We start from the raw sequence: 17,189 nt of genomic DNA on the forward strand, positions 1-17,189 counted from the left end.
GCTCAGGGCTCGACGGCGCCGGCAGCGTCCGCGTCGATTTCGCCGCCCGCGCCGGTGCGCTCGCGCGCCGGCTCGGCGCTCACGGTGCGACCGGCAAGCGTCGCGCCCGACAAGCCCGCGACAGCACGCGCGAGCTCGGCGCGACGAACACTGACGAAGGCGTTGCGCTCGCGGACGCGGATCCGCTTGACATCGGCCTTGTCGAGGCCGATCTGGTCGAGCAGGAGCGCCTGGAGGTCGGCCGCGCGCACGCCGTCACGGCGGCCCACGCTGACGAAGACCTCGGCGTAGTCCCCGGACGAACCCTCCTGCGAACGACCCGGATCCGTGTCGTCGAGGCCCACCTCGCGCGGGACCTCACGCGCAGGCTCACGCGCGGTCGCGTGCGCCGCGTCGCCGAGGATCGGCTCGTCGTCGCCCTCCTCCTCCGGCGGCTGCCAGCTCGTGAAATCGGAGTGACGAACGGGCGCCGCCGCGCGCGTCTTCGGCGGCGGCAAGGGCTCGGCCGCGCTCACGGGCGTCGGCGCGACCTCCTCGCCCGCGCGCGCGCGGACGGGCCGCGGCATCTCGGGCCGACCCTCACGACGACCCCGCGGCCGACGCTCCCGCGGCTCGCGCTCCTCGCCGGCGGCGCGCTCCTCACGCTCCTCGCGACGAGGACGATCCTCGCGCTCCTCGCGACGAGGACGATCCTCACTCACGACGCGTGGCTCACGCTCGCGGCGCGGCCTCTCTTCACGCGGCTCGCGCGGCGCCTTGGCCTCGGCCTTCGCCGGAGCAGGCGCCGCCTCCTCGACGCGCTTCGGCGCAGGACCCGTGCGCCGCGCGGCCGCCGCTTCGTCACGCGCCGTGGGCCGCGCGCCCAGGTGATCCCGCAAGAGCCCCGCGAGGATCCGCTCGGAGGCGTCGTGCGAGAGGATGCGCCGCGCGAGGGAGAGATCGTCCGGGTGCGTCCCCTTCGGCGCGAACGCCTCGGCGAGCATGTTGACGAGATCGGCCTCGGCCCGCGTCTTGAGCTCGCCCTCGGTCGGGATCTGCCGCTCGATCGGCTTGATCTTGTAGGTGAGCCGCATCAGGTAGAGGCCGCCGATGTCCTGCGGCGCGATGAGCGAGATCGCGGTGCCCGTTCGGCCCGCGCGTCCGGTGCGGCCCGTGCGGTGGACGTAGGACTCGGCGTCCTGCGGGAAGTCGTAGTTGATGACGTGCGTGAGCAGCGAGATGTCGATCCCGCGCGCGGCCACGTCGGTGGCGACGAGGAAGCGCAGCCGCCCCTCGCGCGTCGCGCTCATGACCCTCTCGCGATCCGCCTGCGCAAGCTCGCCGCTCAGCCAGTCGGCGTCGAAGCCCTGGCGTTGCAGCGCGCTCGCCACGCGCTCGGTCTCGTCGCGCGTGTTGCAGAAGATGACCGCGCTCTCCGGGTTCTCGACCTCGATCACGCGGACGAGCGCGCCGAGTTTGTCGCCCGCGACCATGTACACGAAGTGATCGATGGAGAGCGCGCCGACGTGATCACCCGAGAGCGTGACGAACTCGGGGTTCTTGAGCTTGCTCTTCGCCATCCGCTCGATGTCGGGCGGCAAGGTGGCCGAGAAGAGGAGCGTCTGGCGGTTCTCGGGCAAACGCTCGAGGATCGCGCTGAGCTCGCGCTCGAAGCCCATCGAGAGCATCTCGTCACACTCGTCGAGCACGAGCAGGCGGATGCCCTTCGGATCGAGCGTGCCGCGGCGCAGGTGATCGAGCACGCGACCGGGCGTGCCCACGATGACCTGCGCGCCCGCCGCGATCGCGTCGATCTGCCGCGGCATCGGCGCGCCGCCGTACACGGGCACGACACGCACGCCCTTGCGCTTGCCGAGCCGCTCGATCTCGGCCGTCACCTGGAGCGCGAGCTCACGCGTGGGGCAAAGCGCCAAGACCTGCACGTGCGCGACCGAGCGCTTCACGAGGTGATCGACGATCGGGAGCCCGAAGGCCGCCGTCTTTCCGGTGCCGGTGCGCGCTTGCACCACGGCGTCGCGCCCGCGCGTCGCGGGCTCCCACACGGCGACCTGCACCGGCGTGGGGTTCATGTAGCCGATCTCGGCCAGCGTCTCGCGCAGCTCGCTCGAGAGGGGCAAGACCTCGAAGGTCGGCGCGGTCGCGGCCGCCTGGCCGGCCGTCGCTGCGGGATCACTCGTGCGAGCCTCGGAGGCGTTCGCGCCCTGGGAGGTGGGATTCTGGTCTGTCATTCGTCGCCGCTCTGGATATCAGGGGCCCTTGGGGGGTGCGCTGGCTTTCGCGAGATCGGTGTTCACGATCTCCTGCACCTGGCGCCGCAGCGGGGCCAGGTCCGAAGCCTCCCGCCGCGCTGCATGTTCCTCCGCATAGCGGAGCCGCTCGATGGCGTCGAGAGCGCCCTTGTCCTTCGCCGACGCCTTGCAGGTGGTCGCGACGCCCTCGAAGTACTGCCACTCGGGCTCGAGCGCCGCCCGAAACCGCGCGATCGCCCCGTCCTCGCCGTCCGTGCCGGGCGCCGCCGCCCGGGCCCGATCGACGGCCCCGATGAGCGCCCGGAGGCCCTCATGGCAAGCCCCGTACGGGGAAGGGGGGTGCTCCGTGAAGAACACCTGCACGGAGATCTGGATGGTGCCCGCGAGGCAGGTCGCGCCGATGATGCCGTAATAAATCGCCCCCGCGACCGTGCGGCCGCGCCTTCGGGCGGATACGGGCCTCTTCGGCCTCTCGGGAGCGGCATCCATCGGCGAACGATCCGCGCCCGTCAGTTGAGCTCGCTCTCCGGGCGTTCGGCCTGCTCGGCCTCGAGGAAGGTCGCGGTGATCTCCCGCTCGAGCGCGAGGCTGATCTCCCGCTCGATGCCCTCGACGCTGCCAGCGAGCCTGGCCACGTTGATCGCATACACGAAGATCCGCGCGCAAGGCACATCCGCGCGCCCGCCACGAGAGAGGTCGTCCGACATGAGCCCATCCAGCAAGACGAGCGCTCGCGGGTCGACGCCCTCGGCCACGAGCTCCATGCCGGGGACGTCGGAGACGTACACGTCGGCCGCATCGACGTACCGACGCAAGACCGGGTTCAGCCCGGCGATCGCCTTCTGCGCGATCCCGGCGAACGCCTCGCGCCCCGGCGCCCAGGGAGGCAGCCCCATCTCGATGTCGAGCTCACGCGCATGCAAGAAGGCCTGCGTCGCGCCCCGCATGTCGCCGCGTTCGTCGCGCACGAGCCCGAGGTAGTAGTACGCCTCCACGTGCCGCGGATCCTTCATCGCCGCCTCTTCCACGAGCCGCGCGGCCCGCTCCGTCTGCCCGATCTCGTAAAGCGCGCGCCCGACGAGGAAGGTATGATTGGGGTTGTCGTACGGCCCGCTCGGAATCCGCTCGACGACACGAGCGGCCTCCTCCGTGTCCCCCTTCGCGAGGAGGGCATCGAACTTGAGGAGGAGGGCATCGATGATCTCCTCGTCGACCTCGGCGAGATCGAGGGCCTGGTCGCACATCTCGATCGCCTGGTCGTACTCGCCGAGCGGATGGATGTACACCTCGGCCGCGTTGAGCATGGCCTCGAGGTAGGTGTCATCGAGGGCGATGGCCTGCCGATAATTCTCGATCGCCTCCTCGCCGTCGCCTTCGAGGGCCGCGACGTAACCCAGGAGGTTGTGAGCCTCGGGAGAATTGGGATCGAGCTCCAGCGCTCGGCGCGCCGAAGCCTCGGCGCCGCGGGTATCCCCACGCTGAACGAGATCCCACCCGCGATCGAGGTGGGCCGAGAACTGGTCCATGACGGCCTCAACAACTGTTCCCTCCTCCGCCCCGCGTCAAGTTGTTCAAGAGGGGGCGGGCTCGATGGCCCGCCCCCTACGGCCCTCACTCCGCTGCGCTTCGTTCGGGCCTACCCCGGGTAGGGGCTGCTGGCTCGGCTGGTATGTCCAGAGGGGCCAGGGAGGTTGGGTTCTCGGATTTTTCGGGAGCGTCAATCGTGGACGACGATGAGCGTGCCGCGGTTCTCGGGCGTGGACCAGACCGCGTGCCAGCCGCGCGGCAGGCGAGGCTCGCTCCAGAAGAAGATCTTCTTCGCGTCGAGCGGCGAGAGGTTCACGCAGCCGTGGCTCATCTCGCGGCCGAAGTTCGAGTGCCAGAAGGCACCATGCAGCGCGTACGAACCCTCGAAGTACGCGACGTACGGGACGTCCTCGATGCTGTACGGCAAGTCGCCCGCGACCGTGCCGTCGCCATCCATGGTCACGGCGACGTGCTTCTCGCGGATCCGGAACGTGCCCTTCACCGTCGAGTGATCCTTCTTCTTGTTCTTCGACCTCCGACCCGGCGACACGAGCGCCGCGTAGACGGGTTTGTCCCCCTCCATCGCGAGCAGCGTCTTCCGCGTGAGGTTGACGTCGATCCACTTCTCGCCGGGCGCGAGATCCGCGGGCGGAGGCCCAGGCTCGGTGTACGTGGCGTCGACGCCCTTCATCCACCAGCCCTCGGTGGTCTGCCGGTACACGACCGACTTCACCGTCGCCGTGACGCCCGTGAGCCCGACCGCGGTGAACCGAGGCGCCGGCCCCTTCACCTTCACGGTCTTCTGCTCTTCGTCGATCTCGAACTTCGACGACTTGGTCGCGAGGATGAAGCCGACCTGCTTCGCGCCCTCGGGGACGTCGATGCCCTGCGAGGTCGGCGGCTTGACGATGTACATGCGGTCGCTCGGCGCGACGAGGCCCGCGGTCGTCTTGTACCAGCTACGGCTGTTCCACGAGAACGTCTTGTCCACCGCGACGAAGAAGCCCTTCACCATGCGCTTGGCGACGGTGCCGTCCGCCTCGGACTCGAGCTCCTTCAGCGTGACGTTGACAGGCTTGCCCGGCTCGATCTGCTGCCACCAGGGCTTCGCCGGCTCCTCGACCGGAGGACCCGCGTCGAGCATCGCCGCGACCTCCGCCGAAGGCATGGCCGACGGCGCGCTCGGAGCGCTCGGAGCGCCTTCCTGGCTCGCCGGCGTCGTCGGGGCGTCAGCCGCCGCCGAGGCGCTCGCCGAGGGCGTCGCCGATGCCGAAGCCGTCTGATCCTTCGCCGCCGCGGCCTCTTCCTCGGCGGCCTTCGCAGCCTCCTCGGCGGCCTTCTTCTTGCGCTTGGCCTTCTTGGCCATCTCCAGGTACGGCTCGTACCTGATCATGTCCTCCTTCGAGGGGACGGATCGGTAGAGCGGCGTGCCATGCGCCGTGTTGTAGGCGTAGCGGTAGGGGAGCACCTCCTCGAGGTTCGGGGCGGTGATGCCCATGCGGACCTGAGGATTGTTGAGGTCCGTGGTCGCGTACTTGCCGCAGACGTAGCCGCCGTCGAGCAAGCGGTACCAGCCAGCCTGGCAGGAGGCGTTTTTCGTGGGGTTCGGATCCACCGGGACCTTGCCGCCGAGCCGGATGTAGCCGAGCCGCTTCTTGCTCGACTCCATCGACGGATAGACCGGCGTCTGCACCGCCAGCGCCCCGAGGAGCGGGCCGGTGTAGGGCTTCTCGGCTTCGGCGACGCTCGCGTCGGCCGCTGCGTCGACGCCCGCGTCCTGCGCGTCGGCCGGGGTCGCCGCGGCGACACGCGCCGAGGACCTGGGGGCCGGCGGGGTCGTGGGCGGCGGAGCCGGGAGCTGGCTCGCGCGAGCGGGCTTGTCGACGGAGGCGCCAGGCGGCGCGTCTCCATGGCAACCGCTGGCCCACGCGACCGCGCCCGCGAGCCCCGCGGCCACCGCGAAGCCGAAGGCGCTCGCCATGACGGTCGAAGGCGCCTTGACCTCGGGAGAGGGCGCAGGCGCAGGTTCACGAACGGCGGGCACGCGCGAGTTCATCGCCGCGCGGGGCCGATCTTGTTCACGCCGAGGCCGATCCACTGGAGAGCTTCCCATCGCCGAAAAAAGCGCCTCGTCTTCTCGAACAGACGGGCTCGGGGGTCTTCGTACCCGGTCTTGCATCGTCGATCCAGTTCTCTGCAAAAGGGAGAACAAAGGCCCGTGGAAGGACCGTGCCAAGGAGCACGCACGCCCATGACGCCCGGCGCAGCGCTGCTACCGTAGGGTCCGTGGAGCAGCGGACGCGGCCCCGTGGCCGGCAAGACACGAAAGCGGCGCCGGCCACACCCCTCTCGCGGGTGCGCGCGGCCGCTCCGCGCGCCTTCGTGGTTGCCCTGACGGTCGCGCTCCTCCTGCACGTGCCGCTGCTCCCGACGCGGCTGTTCGCATGGCTCTCGCTGCTCTTCGGCGAAGAGATGTCGATGGTCGACATGGATGGAGAGGTCGTGATCCCGATCGATCTCGACCTCGTGCCCGGAGAAACCGCAGAGCCCGCGCCCGCGCCGGACCCGGAGCCCGGCGTCGCAGAGCCCGATCCCAGCGCCGAACCCACGAAAGCAGCCGAGCCAAAGCCCAAGCCCAAGAAGAAGCCAGAGCCGGCCGACGCAGGCCCGGACGCAGAGGCGCCGGACGCAGGCCCGGACGCAGACGACGCAGACGCAGGCGCGCCCGACGCCGCGCCGCTCGAAGCGGATGCAGGCGCGGAGACCCCGGACGCGGGAGCGCCGATCGCGGAGCTGCCCGACGCCGGCCCGGATGCGGAAGCGGTCGCCGCCGCGGACGCAGGTCCCGACGCAGAGGCCCCGGCGCCCGTCGCGGCGCTGCCCGACGCGGGCGCGGACGCCGGCGGGCCAAAGCTCAAGGATCCACTCGCGGTCGCAGGTTCGGCCGCGAATGTCGCCGCGAAGAACCCGAACGTCCAGGTGCTCATCGCCGGCGACAGGATCCGCAAGCACGAGCTCGGGACGTGGTTCAGCCGGATCCTCGTGGGCATCCCGCAGTGGCAGTCGTTCTTCAAGGACACGCCGATCGATCCGATCCGCGACCTCGATCACCTGCTCATCGCCGGGCCGCAGTTCCGGGACTCGCGCAAGGTCGTGGCGGTGATGGACTTCAACGTGCCCGAGCCGAAGATCCGCGCCGCGGTCGACGCCATCGTCAAGCGCAGCGATCCGCCGGGGCGCTGGCTCGAGGACACGCCCGTGCCCGCGGCGATCGCCAAGGCCGACAAGGGCGAGCGCATCTTCGCGCTGGTCCCGGGCAAACGGATGCTCGTCGTCCTGCCCGCCGACGCGAAGGGCGAGCTCGCCAAGGTGAAGTCGACCAAGGGCTTCAACAAGTCGAGCGCCGTCGGGATCGCGCTCTCGATGGTCACGCCGCACCGGGCCTTCAAGGGCCTGCCCTTCCAGATCCCCGACACGTTCAAGTGGCTGCGGCTCTCGGTGACGCCGACGGACGACGGCGGGGCCGACGTGCTGCTCGAGGCCCTGGACAAGGACGCGGCCCTCGCCCAGAAGCACGCCGACGAGCTCGGCCCGATCGTCGAGGGCTTCCGGAAGGTGGAAATCCCCTTCATCGGCCGGTTCGAGGTCCTCGGTCCGACGCCGTTCACCGCCGAGGGAGACCTGGTCCGCGCCACCACGCACGTGACGAACAAGCAGCTCAAATACATCATGAGCGCCGTCGAGCAGCAGCTCGCAAAACAAGCGAAGGCCGCGGAAGAGGCCGGGAAAAAGGCGCCTTGATGCGCGCTGGCCCAGGCCACACGACCTTCGAAAGGACCGGAAGACTAGCCAGGACGCGCGCGTTCGGTTAAGTCGACCCGCGCGCGACGCGCGACAGAGCACGCCATGCCTGCCGATCAAACGCCTCACGAAGTCCTCGCCGAGCTCGCCAGTCATCCGCGCGGCGACGATCTGGCCCGCCTCGTCCACGCCATCGCGTTCGCCTGCGCCGACGAGCGAAGGACCTCGCTGCCCGACGGGGCCCGTGACGCCGCCGCGCGCCTCGGGCTCTCGAGCGAGGACGCCGAGACCCCCTTCGGCAACGTGCTCGCCGCCCTCGAGAGGAGCCCGAACGAGCCCACGGGGCCCGCGACACGCGCGCTCCTGTCCGCGCTCCTCGCCCGCGGCATCGCGCTCGCCCCGCCGGAAGGCGTGGAGGCCGAGCGGCGCGTGATCGAGGCGCTCGCGTGGGTCGCCGCGCACACGCCGCTCGACGCGCTCTCCGCGATCGACGCGGCGCTCGGCCCGAAGGCCGACGGGCTCTGGCGAGAAGCCGCGGCCCTCGTGAAGAGAGCCGACGAAGGCGCCGCGCCGCTCGTCGGCCGAGCTGGGGCGCTCGTGGTGGCCGCAGCGCTCGGCGCGAGCTCGTCGCTCGCAGCGCGGGACGAGGCCCAGACGCTCGCAGCCGAGGCGCGTGATCCCGTGGTGCGCGCGCTCCTCCAGGACGCGCGCAAGCCCGGCGCCGCCGCGGCCGCCGGTGAGCTCGTGCCGCCGCCGCGAGGGCCGCTGGCGCTCGTGCTGCTCGCCGTGACGGGGCTGCTCTTCGTTCTCCCGGTCGCCCGCCTGCTCGGGCGCTTCGTGCTGCGGTACCGCTGTCCCGCGGAGATGCGGGTCTCGCCGCGATCGATCACGGTGCTCGCGAAGACGGAGCTGCTCGGGCGTACGGTGCGCGAGCGGGAGATGGTCTTCCCGGTCGAGGGGCTCACGCGCGTGGCGCGCGAGGTGCGGTATCCGCGGCTCGCGATGTACGCGGGCCTGTTCGCGCTGGCGATCGGCAGCTACGTGGGCATCTCGCTCTTCGTCGACGGTGCGCGCGCGGGCTCGCCGGATCTGCTCGGCATGGGCGCGCTGCTCGTGGCCGTCTCCATCGCGATCGACTTCGCCCTGACGAACCTGATGCCCGCCGCGCGAGGTCGCTGCCGGGTGGTGCTCGTGCCGCAGAAGGGCCCGACGGTCGCGCTCGGCCGCCTCGATCCGACGCTCGCGGACAGCGCGCTCGGCCGCCTGGCCCAGGGCAGCTCGTCCTGAGCGTCGAGCCCGACCTGCTCGGAAAAACGATCGACAATTTGGCCCGACGCGCGCGCCTCGGATAGGGGACGACGTGTACCGGCGATCCGGCGCGCCGTCGCGCGGCCGGGTGGCGAGGACCGACCCAGGAGCCTGCGCGTGGTGCGCGGCCGAGGCGGCAGCCTGCCGGATCGGGAGAGGTGTCTCATGCGACGCAAGAGCGAGATGCTGGCGGAGCTCAAGCTGATGTTGAACGAGGCCCTCCGCGCGCAAGGCGCGGGCGAGAGCTACACGAAGCTCGCCAAGGCGCAGGGCGCGGTCGACGGGTACATGCGGGCGCTGCTCGACTCCGGCGTCGCCACGAAGCAGGAGCTGCTCGAGCTCGTCGCCGCGGAGCGGGCGCGGGTGAACGGCCCGGCCACGCGCGAGATGCTGCTGGAGACGGCCGCGGAGATCGCCGCGGCGTGAGTTGAAGGGCAGGGGAGGGCGCGCCCCTGCAGAGCGCGCCCTCGTCGTGGTTCAGGGCTTGACGATCGCGACGTCGCCGCGCGGGGCGCCCTCCGCGTCGAGGTGGCGCCACCAGTTGACGAGCATCAACTGGCCCTCGACCGTAATCGGACGCGAGAACGCGCCGGCGAAGCCAGCCTGATCGATCGCGCGCACCTTCCAGGTGATCTGATCACCGGTCGGCGTGCCGACGGCATAACGCAGCTTCCCGGCCGTCGCGTCCTGGTAGCTGATGTGGATCTCGCCGCTCGGACCGACGAAGATCGACGAGTCGTCGCCGACGAGGTGTTGCCCGTCGTCGAAGTTCATCATCCCGTCGACCGTGAGGCCGTTGTCCACGATGCCCGTGAGCTTCACGGTCGCGCCCTTCGTGACCTGCGCGTAACGCAGGCCCTCGGACAAACCGTCGACGTAGGAGATGTGCCAGTCGCCCTTCTCGTCGATGAAAAGCGAAGCGCCGATGCCCATGTCACCGGTGTCCGTGCCGTCGGCCGCTTGCCCGTCGACGATCATGGTCTGCCACATGCCCATGTTCTTCGAGGCGATCACCAGGTTGCCCCGGATGCGATCGTAGAACGCGAGGCCGAGGTTGCCCGAGGGATCCTGCGCGAGGGAGATGTAGTCGCCCGCGGCCTCGGGGTAGGTGTCGATCTTCGAGGCGTCGAACGTGTCCGCGCAGGTCGTCTGACCGGCGATGTCGACGCACGCCGAGCCCGAACCGCACTTGGGATCGCAGGTCGTGAGCTTCGCCTGGCATCGACCCGTCTCCTGCACGCACACGTCGCCGAGGCTGCAGTAGTAGGCGCGGCAGGGCGTGGCGTCGTCGACCGCCACGTCCTCGAACGTCCAGTCGGCGTCCGTGGGCGTGGCGCTCGTCGCCGTGGCGAGGCGGACCTTCGAGCTGATGGCGCCGTCCTTGCCAGGCTCGATCGAGAGGTACGCGATCGTGGGTTTGTCGCCGCCGGTGATGAGCAGCTTCGCGTACCGGCCGATGTCGGCCTGGGCCTTCTTCTCGACCGTGACGATGTTCCACGCTTCGCCCCTGCGCTGGGCGAACTTGAGGGCGCGGTTCGTACGATCATAATAGGCGACGGCGGGGTTGTTGTTCCCGTCGATGGCGATGCTCGTCCACGTGCCGACGTCGTCGCCCGGCTCGAGCTGGCCGCCCCGAAAGTCGTTCTTGTTGAACTTCGTCGGGTCGACCGGAGGATCGGCAGGCACGCCGTCGATCGCTTTCCAGCCGACGCTCGTGCCGTCCCATGTGCCGACGGCGAGATCACCCCAGCTATTTTCGTTCGACCAGTCCGCCTCGACGTACCCGGCGACCCAGATCGTCGAGCCAGAGACCGCGACCGACGTGTACGCGCCGATCAGGCCCGGATCGAGCGTGACGCAGGCCGGCGCGACGCAGGTGTACCCCGACGCGACGTCGGTGTCGGGGTCGCTGCTGCAACCAGCGAACGAGCCCACCGCGCCGAGGACCACGAGCCCGGAGAGGGCGCGCATCGTGCGGCGCGACGAGGCGCGACGGGCAGGCGCCGCCGCCGCGGGCTCCGCGGAAGCGGGCTTCTGCGCGCGACGACGGCCGAACCGGAGCGCCACGCCGAGCAGCGCGAGCCCCACGAGCCACATCGGCTTGCCCTGCGTGCGATCGTCGCCGACGACGGAGCAGCCGCAGCCCTCGGCCACGTCGGTCACGCGACCACGGATGAGCGCCTGCGAAGCCTCGGCCACGTTGCCCTCGGCGTCCTCGGCCTCGACGTCGATCTCGGCCGACTCGCCCACGTCGATCGCCCCGAGCTCGCTCGCGGGCTTCCACGCGGACCACGCGCCGCCGTCGAGCCGGTAACGCGCGCGGGTCTCGCCGCCACCGCCGACGACGTCACGCACCTCGACGATCACGCGGTCATCCGCCTGCACCTCGCTGACCTGGATGACCGGCGGCTCGGCGTCGATCACCAGCTCGATCTCGGCCGGCGTCTCGTCGAGCGTCTCGGGCTTGCCCACGATGCGCGAGCGCACGCTCACCGTGTGCGGACCCTGCAGGCGCAGCCACTCGTCGCGCACGTCCACCGTACGCTCGCGGGTGAACGGCTTCCACATGCCGCGATCGACGCGGTACGAGTACTCGACGGGCACCACGCCCGTGTCGGTCGGCGACGCGAACTCGAGCGTCACGAGCGGCGCGTTCTCCTCGTCCACCGTGCCGAGACGGAAGCCCGTGCGATCGAGCTTCTTCTCGATCACGCGCGCCGTCGTCTCGATCGGCTCCGCCTTCACCGCCGAGCCGGGGCTCGGGGCCGCGGGGTTGGCCGCGCCGACGCCGAGCGTCGCGAAGACGCCGAGGTAGCTGTCGCTCTCCTTCGAGAGCTTGCGCAGGCCGGGCGAGCCCTGGCCTTCGACCGTCTCGGGGATCGTGAGCGTGAGGCCGAGCGACTCGAGCGCGCCCGCCAGATCGATCGCGCTGATCCCGCCGAGGAACTGCGAACCGAGGCCGCCGAGCAGGCCCCCGAGCGCGCCCGCGATGACCGCCGGATCCTCCTTGAGGAGCTCGGAGTTCGTGACCACGCCGTTCGACACGCCGATCTTGTCGAGCACCGGCAAGAGGCCGTCCGGCGTCACCGTGAGGTTCACGGGGACGTCGAGATCGAAGGTCGCGGTCATGAAGCGGATGAAGCGATCCGTCGACCAGATGTAGAAGTCGAACGACGCCTGCTCGAGCTTCACGCGGATGAGCGGATCCGCGTTGATGTCCGTGCCGTTGCCGAACGTGACCGTCGGGGGTTTGCCCGGCCGGATGACGAGCGCGACCTGCTGCGGCTCGCGCTGCAGGCCGAGGTCCTTGAGCGAGTTCGCGAGCAACGAGAGCGTGCCCGAGGCGAGCTGCGGCACCGTCTCGGTCGAGATGCCGAGGCAGAGGAAGCCGCTGTTGTACAAGCCGTTCATCGCGTAGTTCGCGAACCGCTCGGAGACCGCGATCCCGACGTGCGGGCCGTCGAGCCCCGCGGGCCAGTTCGAGACCGTGTTGCTCACGAGCTCGTCGGGGATCGGTATGCCCGTGGGCAGCGGCATGTCCGAGAACTTCACGCACTGCGAGATGGGCGTGGGCTCCGCGCCGCCGTACATGCCGAGCGTCGCGCCGCCGTCGATCGGGTTGAGATCACCCCACGCGAAGCCGCTGTTGTCCGTCCGCTGGCTCGCGCCGCCGACGGCGAAGAGGATGTCGAGGCCGCCCTTCGAGCCCGGCGACACGCTCGCGAGCGCGCTGCTCAGATCCACGTTGCCGTCGGTGCCGAGGATGATCGAGGCGCACTCGTCTCCCTCGTTCGTTCCATAACGACAAACGCCGCCCACGTCGTTCGTGCCGAGCGGGCAGGGGGGGTTGAGCTCGGGGTTCGCCTGCTGGCAGAGCTGCTCCTCGACCGTGCCCTGGAGCGTGCCGATGAGCTCGCCGACGAGCAGATCGAAGACGACGCCCTTCATCGTGTTGAGGATGAAGTTCGAGAAGCCGCCGCCGCAGAACTCGAGCGAGTTCTCGAGCTGGCTCTCGTTGATGTTCAGGGCGTTGACCTTGACGCGCGAGTAGCCGTACCGCGAGTGCGCCTCGTTCGTGTCGACCTCGATCGAGATGTCGACGTTCAGATCGACGTTGGCGAACGCGGCCGGCGTGGTGCAGCCGTTGCCCGTGAGGCGCGCCGTGGCGCTGTCGGGGATGCCGAAGTACGAGACGTCGATCGGCAGATCCTGGAGCCGGATCGGCAGCGGGCCCGTGATCTTGATGTTGTGCGGAGTCGCGGTGTCGATGTTGAGCTGGGCGTTGCCGACGTCGATCTCCGCGACGCACTTCGGCGGGCTCGCGTTCTCGTTGGGGCCGCCGGGGCAAACGTCGTACCCGATGCCAGCGGTCGACCCGCTCGTCGAAGGCACGGGGAACGTGACGATGCCGCCGCTCCCGCTGCCGCCGAGGAGGCTCTTGGCCAGAGGCCCGAGGTTCTGCTCGAGGAAGGTGAGCCCGGATTGCGTGAGCCGCACGGAGCCGGCGTTCTCGATCCGCGCGTTGGGATCGAAGCCGCCGGGCAGGGGTGTCATGCCGCAGCCCGAGCACCCGCTCGAGCAACCACCACCGGCACAGCCGGCGATGAGGATCACGACCATGATCCCGATGAGATGTCTTAGAAAGCGAGGCATGGCGAAGACCTCCGAAAGCGCTACCGATGACGGCCCCTCGCCCACGCCAGAGGCCGTTTTTCACCGGATTTGCGCGATCGTACGCGTCATCCCGCGCACGCCGCAAGCGCGACGGACGTCGCGCGCGCGCTTCAGAGCGGACAGCCGCCGTTGATCTTCACCGCGCTCGCCGCGAACTCCGCGCCGAGGGCCACCGAGTCCGCGCACATCGCGTCCGCAGCGGCATTCGTGGCGTCGCACCAGTCGCCCTGGTAATCGATTTTTCCGTTCATGTCGCGAACACACTTCGCGATCGGCGTGGCGCCGTCGTCCGTGCCCGTGAGGATCGCGCAGAGCGTCTTGTTCGCGAGATCGACGATCACTTCGTCGGCCTGCTCGAGCGTGATGTACCCCTCGATCTTGCCGGCGTTCTTGTAGGTGAACTGGTTCTGCGCCGGGTCGGGACGGCAGAGGTTCAGCGGATCGAGCGCCTCGGCGTCGTACGAGCCGACGCAGTTGTTGCTGGACGAGAGCTTCGCCCCGATGATCCGCGCCTTCTTGAGCGGCAAGAGGACGGGCGGGCTGTTCGGCTCCGCGGTGTAGATCGGGACGACGATGTCTTGCCCCACCTCGACCTCGAACGTGCCCTGCGCGAGCTCGGGCGCCGTGAACTTGATCGGCGTGATCTGGAAGCCGCCGATCATCTCGTTCACGAACGTGAAGCCGTCGGCGGGATCCGTGACGGGCTTCGCGCCGCCCGTGCAGACCGTGTTCGTGGCCGTGTCGAAGTGCAAGAGCCACGAGAACGTGCCCTGGCCAGCGAGGTTGCAGTCCGTGTCGTTCAGCGCGACGCCGCCGCCGACGACGCCACCGACGAAGGTCGCCGGCGCGAGGGTCGCCGGCTTGCTGATGAGGATCTGCGACATGCGCAGGCCGAACTCGGCCTGGCCGGCGTTGTCGACGAGCGCGATGCACGTGGGATCGGCCGTGACGCATTTCTCCGTGAGCGCGCAAGCCGCCCCCGACGGCGGCGGAGGAGGAGGCTGCGTCGTGTCATCGCCGCAGCCGCTGCCGAGCATTCCGAGAGACAAAAGCCCGAAGGCCGCGAGCGACGCGGCCACGTTCGAAAAGCGCATCCGTGTTTCCTCCACGCAAAAAGGAGCGCGGAGACTATCACGGACAGCACGGCATCCGCGCAGGATGCCGCGCCCGGCTCACATCGTGCTGGCGCCGAACTCGTAGAGCTTCTGGATCTCGGCGACGCGCGTGGTGACCTCGTCGCGCACGAGCGCGCCGACCTTCGCGGTGCCTACCGCCTCGACGCAAAACGACGCCGTCGCCGTCGCGTGCACCATCGCGCGCCGGAGCGCGAGCGGCGACACCTCGGGCTGCGTCGCGAGATAACCGAGGAAGCCGCCCGCGAACGAGTCGCCCGCGCCCGTCGGATCCACCTCGTCCTCGAGCGGGAAGCCGTGAGCCGCGAACACGCCCTCCTCGTCGAAGAGGAGCGCGCCGTGCTCGCCGCGCTTGATCACGAGCCGCTTCGGGCCCCGCGCGAGGATGTCGCGCGCCGCGCGGCGGATGTTGTGGATGCCCGAGAGCTGCCGCGCCTCCTCGTCGTTCACGATGAGCACGTCGATGCGCTTCAGCATCGACGCGAGCAGCGAGGGCTCGCCGGTGATCCAGAAGTTCATCGTGTCGGCGACGACGAGCCGCGGCGCGCGCACCTGCTCGAGCACGTCGAGCTGGAGGCCCGGATGGATGTTGCCGAGCAAGACGAACGGCGTGTCGCGGTAGCCCTCGGGCAGCCGCGGGCGGAAGTCGGCGAAGACGTTGAGCTGCGTGTCGAGCGTGGTGCGGTGGACGAGATCCTGATCGTAGCGGCCTGCCCAGCGGAACGTCTTTCCGCTCGCCCGCTCGATGCCACGCGTGTCGATGCCGCGCGTCTGCATCGCGATGAGCACGTGCTCCGGGAAGTCGTCCCCGACGACGGCGACGACGCGCACCGGCGCGAAGACGGACGCGGTCATGGCCGCGTACGTGGCCGAGCCGCCCACCACGTCTCGCGCCTTGCCCGAAGGCAGGTCGAGATCGTCGAAGGCCATGGATCCAACGATGAGAATCGGAGAGGACGTGCTCACGGCGGCCCCTTCTAGCACGAGAGATCCGGCAAAAGCCACGACAGCCGCGCCCGCGCCTGCTCGGGTACGAGATCCCGCCTCGTCATGACCGCGCTCGCGAGCGCGCCGTGCGCCGGGCTCGCCTCGGGATCGGGCAGCACGCGCGAGAGCGCACGCAGCGCGCGCCGCGCGTACACCACGTTCTCCCGGAGCACCGCGATCACGGCCTCCACCGTCACCGCCTCTTCCGTCGAATGCCAGCAATCGTAGTCGGTCGACATCGCGAGCAACGCGTAAGGCAGCTCCGCTTCCCGCGCGAGCTTGGCCTCGGGCATCGCGGTCATGCCGATGACGTGCACGCCCCAGCTTCGATAGAGCAGGCTCTCGGCGCGGGTCGAGAACTGCGGGCCCTCGATGCACACGTACGTGCCGCCGGCGTGGAGCTTCTTCTGCGTGCCCTCGAGCGCCTGCGCGGCCGCGCCCGCGAGCGCGCTCGACAGATGCGGGCAGACCGGATCGGCGAAGGCGACGTGCCCCACGACGCCCCCGTCGAAGAACGTGCTCGCGCGGCGCTTCGTGAGATCGATGAACTGATCGACGACCACGAGATCCCCCGGCGGGATCTCCTCGCGCATGGATCCCACCGCGCTCACGCTGACGAGGTGCGTCGCCCCGAGCTTCTTCAACGCGCACACGTTCGCCCGGTAGTTGATCTCCGTCGGCGAGAGCCGATGCCCACGGCCGTGGCGCGGCAAGAACAGGAGCGTCGTACCGGAGTCACGATCCCGGCCGCGAAGGACGAGATCACTCGGCGCGCCGTACGGCGTCTCGACCTCGACCTCCTCGACGTCGTCGAGATCTTCGAGCGCGTAGACGCCGCTGCCGCCGATGACCCCGAGGACGTGGCTCATGCGGAGCTCCCCACCTTGCCCTCGGCGAGCATCTGCTCGCAGAGCAGCGCGTGCCGGCCGCGACGACAACGCTCGGCGAACACCACCGATCGGAGCTGGTCGTACGCCCGCTGGAGGTCGTCGTTCACGATCACGTAGTCGAAGAACCCGTAGTGCTCGATCTCGCTCTTCGCAGCCTGGAGGCGCCGCAGCGTGGTCGGCTCGTCCTCGGTGCCGCGGCCGCGCAGCCTGCGCTCGAGCTCGGCGAGCGAGGGCGGCAAGATGAACACCGACGCGGCCTCGGGCATACGCGCCTTGATCTGCCGCGCGCCCTGGTAGTCGATGTCGAAGAGCACGCCGCGCGCCTCGCGCTTGGCGCTCTCGATCTCCGAGACGCTCGTGCCGTAGTAGTTGCCGTGCACGGGCGCCCACTCCGCGAAGGCGTGCTCGCCGATCATCCGATCGAACGTGTCCCTGTCGGTGAAGTGGTACTCGCGCCCGTCGACCTCGTTCGGGCGCGGCTTGCGTGTCGTGTGCGAGACCGAGAAGCGCAGATCCGGGAACTCCGCGCGCAGCCGGTTGCAGAGCGTCGTCTTCCCCGCCCCGGAAGGGGAGGAGACGATGAGGAGGAGGAAGTCGCTCATCATTCGTGTCGGTCTCGT

12 protein-coding genes are annotated in these 17,189 nt (G+C 70.0%); 3 read left to right on the forward strand and 9 right to left on the reverse strand.

All coding sequences use genetic code 11. The annotated features are described in order from the left end of the window. Positions 1 to 2: 2 nt before the first annotated feature. The 4 genes from GF068_RS01335 to GF068_RS01350 all read right to left on the reverse strand — a co-directional run bounded on the left by GF068_RS01335 (position 3) and on the right by GF068_RS01350 (position 5,820). Positions 3 to 2,228, reverse strand: a complete 2,226-nt coding sequence (locus tag GF068_RS01335; protein ID WP_153817474.1) for a DEAD/DEAH box helicase — start codon at positions 2,226 to 2,228, stop codon at positions 3 to 5. Between the two features lie 18 nt (positions 2,229 to 2,246). Beyond that, positions 2,247 to 2,738, reverse strand: a complete 492-nt coding sequence (locus GF068_RS01340; RefSeq protein ID WP_153817475.1) for a hypothetical protein — start codon at positions 2,736 to 2,738, stop codon at positions 2,247 to 2,249. 20 nt (positions 2,739 to 2,758) lie between these two features. Then, on the reverse strand, positions 2,759 to 3,775 hold the full coding sequence (locus GF068_RS01345; protein ID WP_153817476.1) for a tetratricopeptide repeat protein: 1,017 nt from the start codon (positions 3,773 to 3,775) through the stop codon (positions 2,759 to 2,761). A gap of 191 nt (positions 3,776 to 3,966) precedes the next feature. Further along, positions 3,967 to 5,820: a L,D-transpeptidase gene (locus GF068_RS01350; RefSeq protein WP_338046153.1), complete on the reverse strand. Its 1,854-nt coding sequence runs from the start codon at positions 5,818 to 5,820 to the stop codon at positions 3,967 to 3,969. Positions 5,821 to 6,158: 338 nt separating this feature from the next. Here GF068_RS01350 and GF068_RS01355 point away from each other — a divergent pair, with 338 nt between their 5' ends. From GF068_RS01355 to GF068_RS01365, 3 genes are all read left to right on the forward strand, one after another. Then, entirely contained in the window at positions 6,159 to 7,577 is a 1,419-nt protein-coding gene (locus GF068_RS01355; RefSeq protein WP_153817477.1) for a hypothetical protein, read from the forward strand. Between the two features lie 105 nt (positions 7,578 to 7,682). After that, positions 7,683 to 8,864, forward strand: a complete 1,182-nt coding sequence (locus GF068_RS01360; RefSeq protein ID WP_153817478.1) for a serine/threonine-protein kinase — start codon at positions 7,683 to 7,685, stop codon at positions 8,862 to 8,864. 186 nt (positions 8,865 to 9,050) lie between these two features. Then, entirely contained in the window at positions 9,051 to 9,311 is a 261-nt protein-coding gene (locus GF068_RS01365) for a hypothetical protein (RefSeq protein ID WP_153817479.1), read from the forward strand. Positions 9,312 to 9,362: 51 nt separating this feature from the next. Here GF068_RS01365 and GF068_RS01370 read toward each other — a convergent pair whose 3' ends face one another. The 5 genes from GF068_RS01370 to gmk form a co-directional block, all read right to left on the reverse strand. Beyond that, entirely contained in the window at positions 9,363 to 13,538 is a 4,176-nt protein-coding gene (locus GF068_RS01370) for an MYXO-CTERM sorting domain-containing protein (RefSeq protein ID WP_240806563.1), read from the reverse strand. A gap of 131 nt (positions 13,539 to 13,669) precedes the next feature. Continuing rightward, positions 13,670 to 14,653 (reverse strand): hypothetical protein, encoded by a 984-nt coding sequence (locus GF068_RS01375; RefSeq protein WP_153817480.1) that lies wholly within the window; start codon positions 14,651 to 14,653, stop codon positions 13,670 to 13,672. Positions 14,654 to 14,731: 78 nt separating this feature from the next. Then, a complete protein-coding gene (locus GF068_RS01380; protein WP_338046154.1) occupies positions 14,732 to 15,658 on the reverse strand; it encodes a PfkB family carbohydrate kinase in 927 nt (308 codons plus the stop codon). 11 nt (positions 15,659 to 15,669) lie between these two features. Then, positions 15,670 to 16,548 carry an S-methyl-5'-thioadenosine phosphorylase gene (mtnP, locus tag GF068_RS01385; protein WP_153817481.1) on the reverse strand — a complete coding sequence of 293 codons (879 nt, stop codon included), beginning with the start codon at positions 16,546 to 16,548 and terminating at the stop codon, positions 15,670 to 15,672. Continuing rightward, positions 16,545 to 17,174: a guanylate kinase gene (gene gmk, locus GF068_RS01390; protein ID WP_206079377.1), complete on the reverse strand. Its 630-nt coding sequence runs from the start codon at positions 17,172 to 17,174 to the stop codon at positions 16,545 to 16,547. Before gmk ends, mtnP begins: the two co-directional genes overlap by 4 nt. Positions 17,175 to 17,189 lie beyond the last annotated feature (15 nt).

The organism is Polyangium spumosum, assembly GCF_009649845.1.
GTDB lineage: Bacteria > Myxococcota_A > Polyangia > Polyangiales > Polyangiaceae > Polyangium > Polyangium spumosum.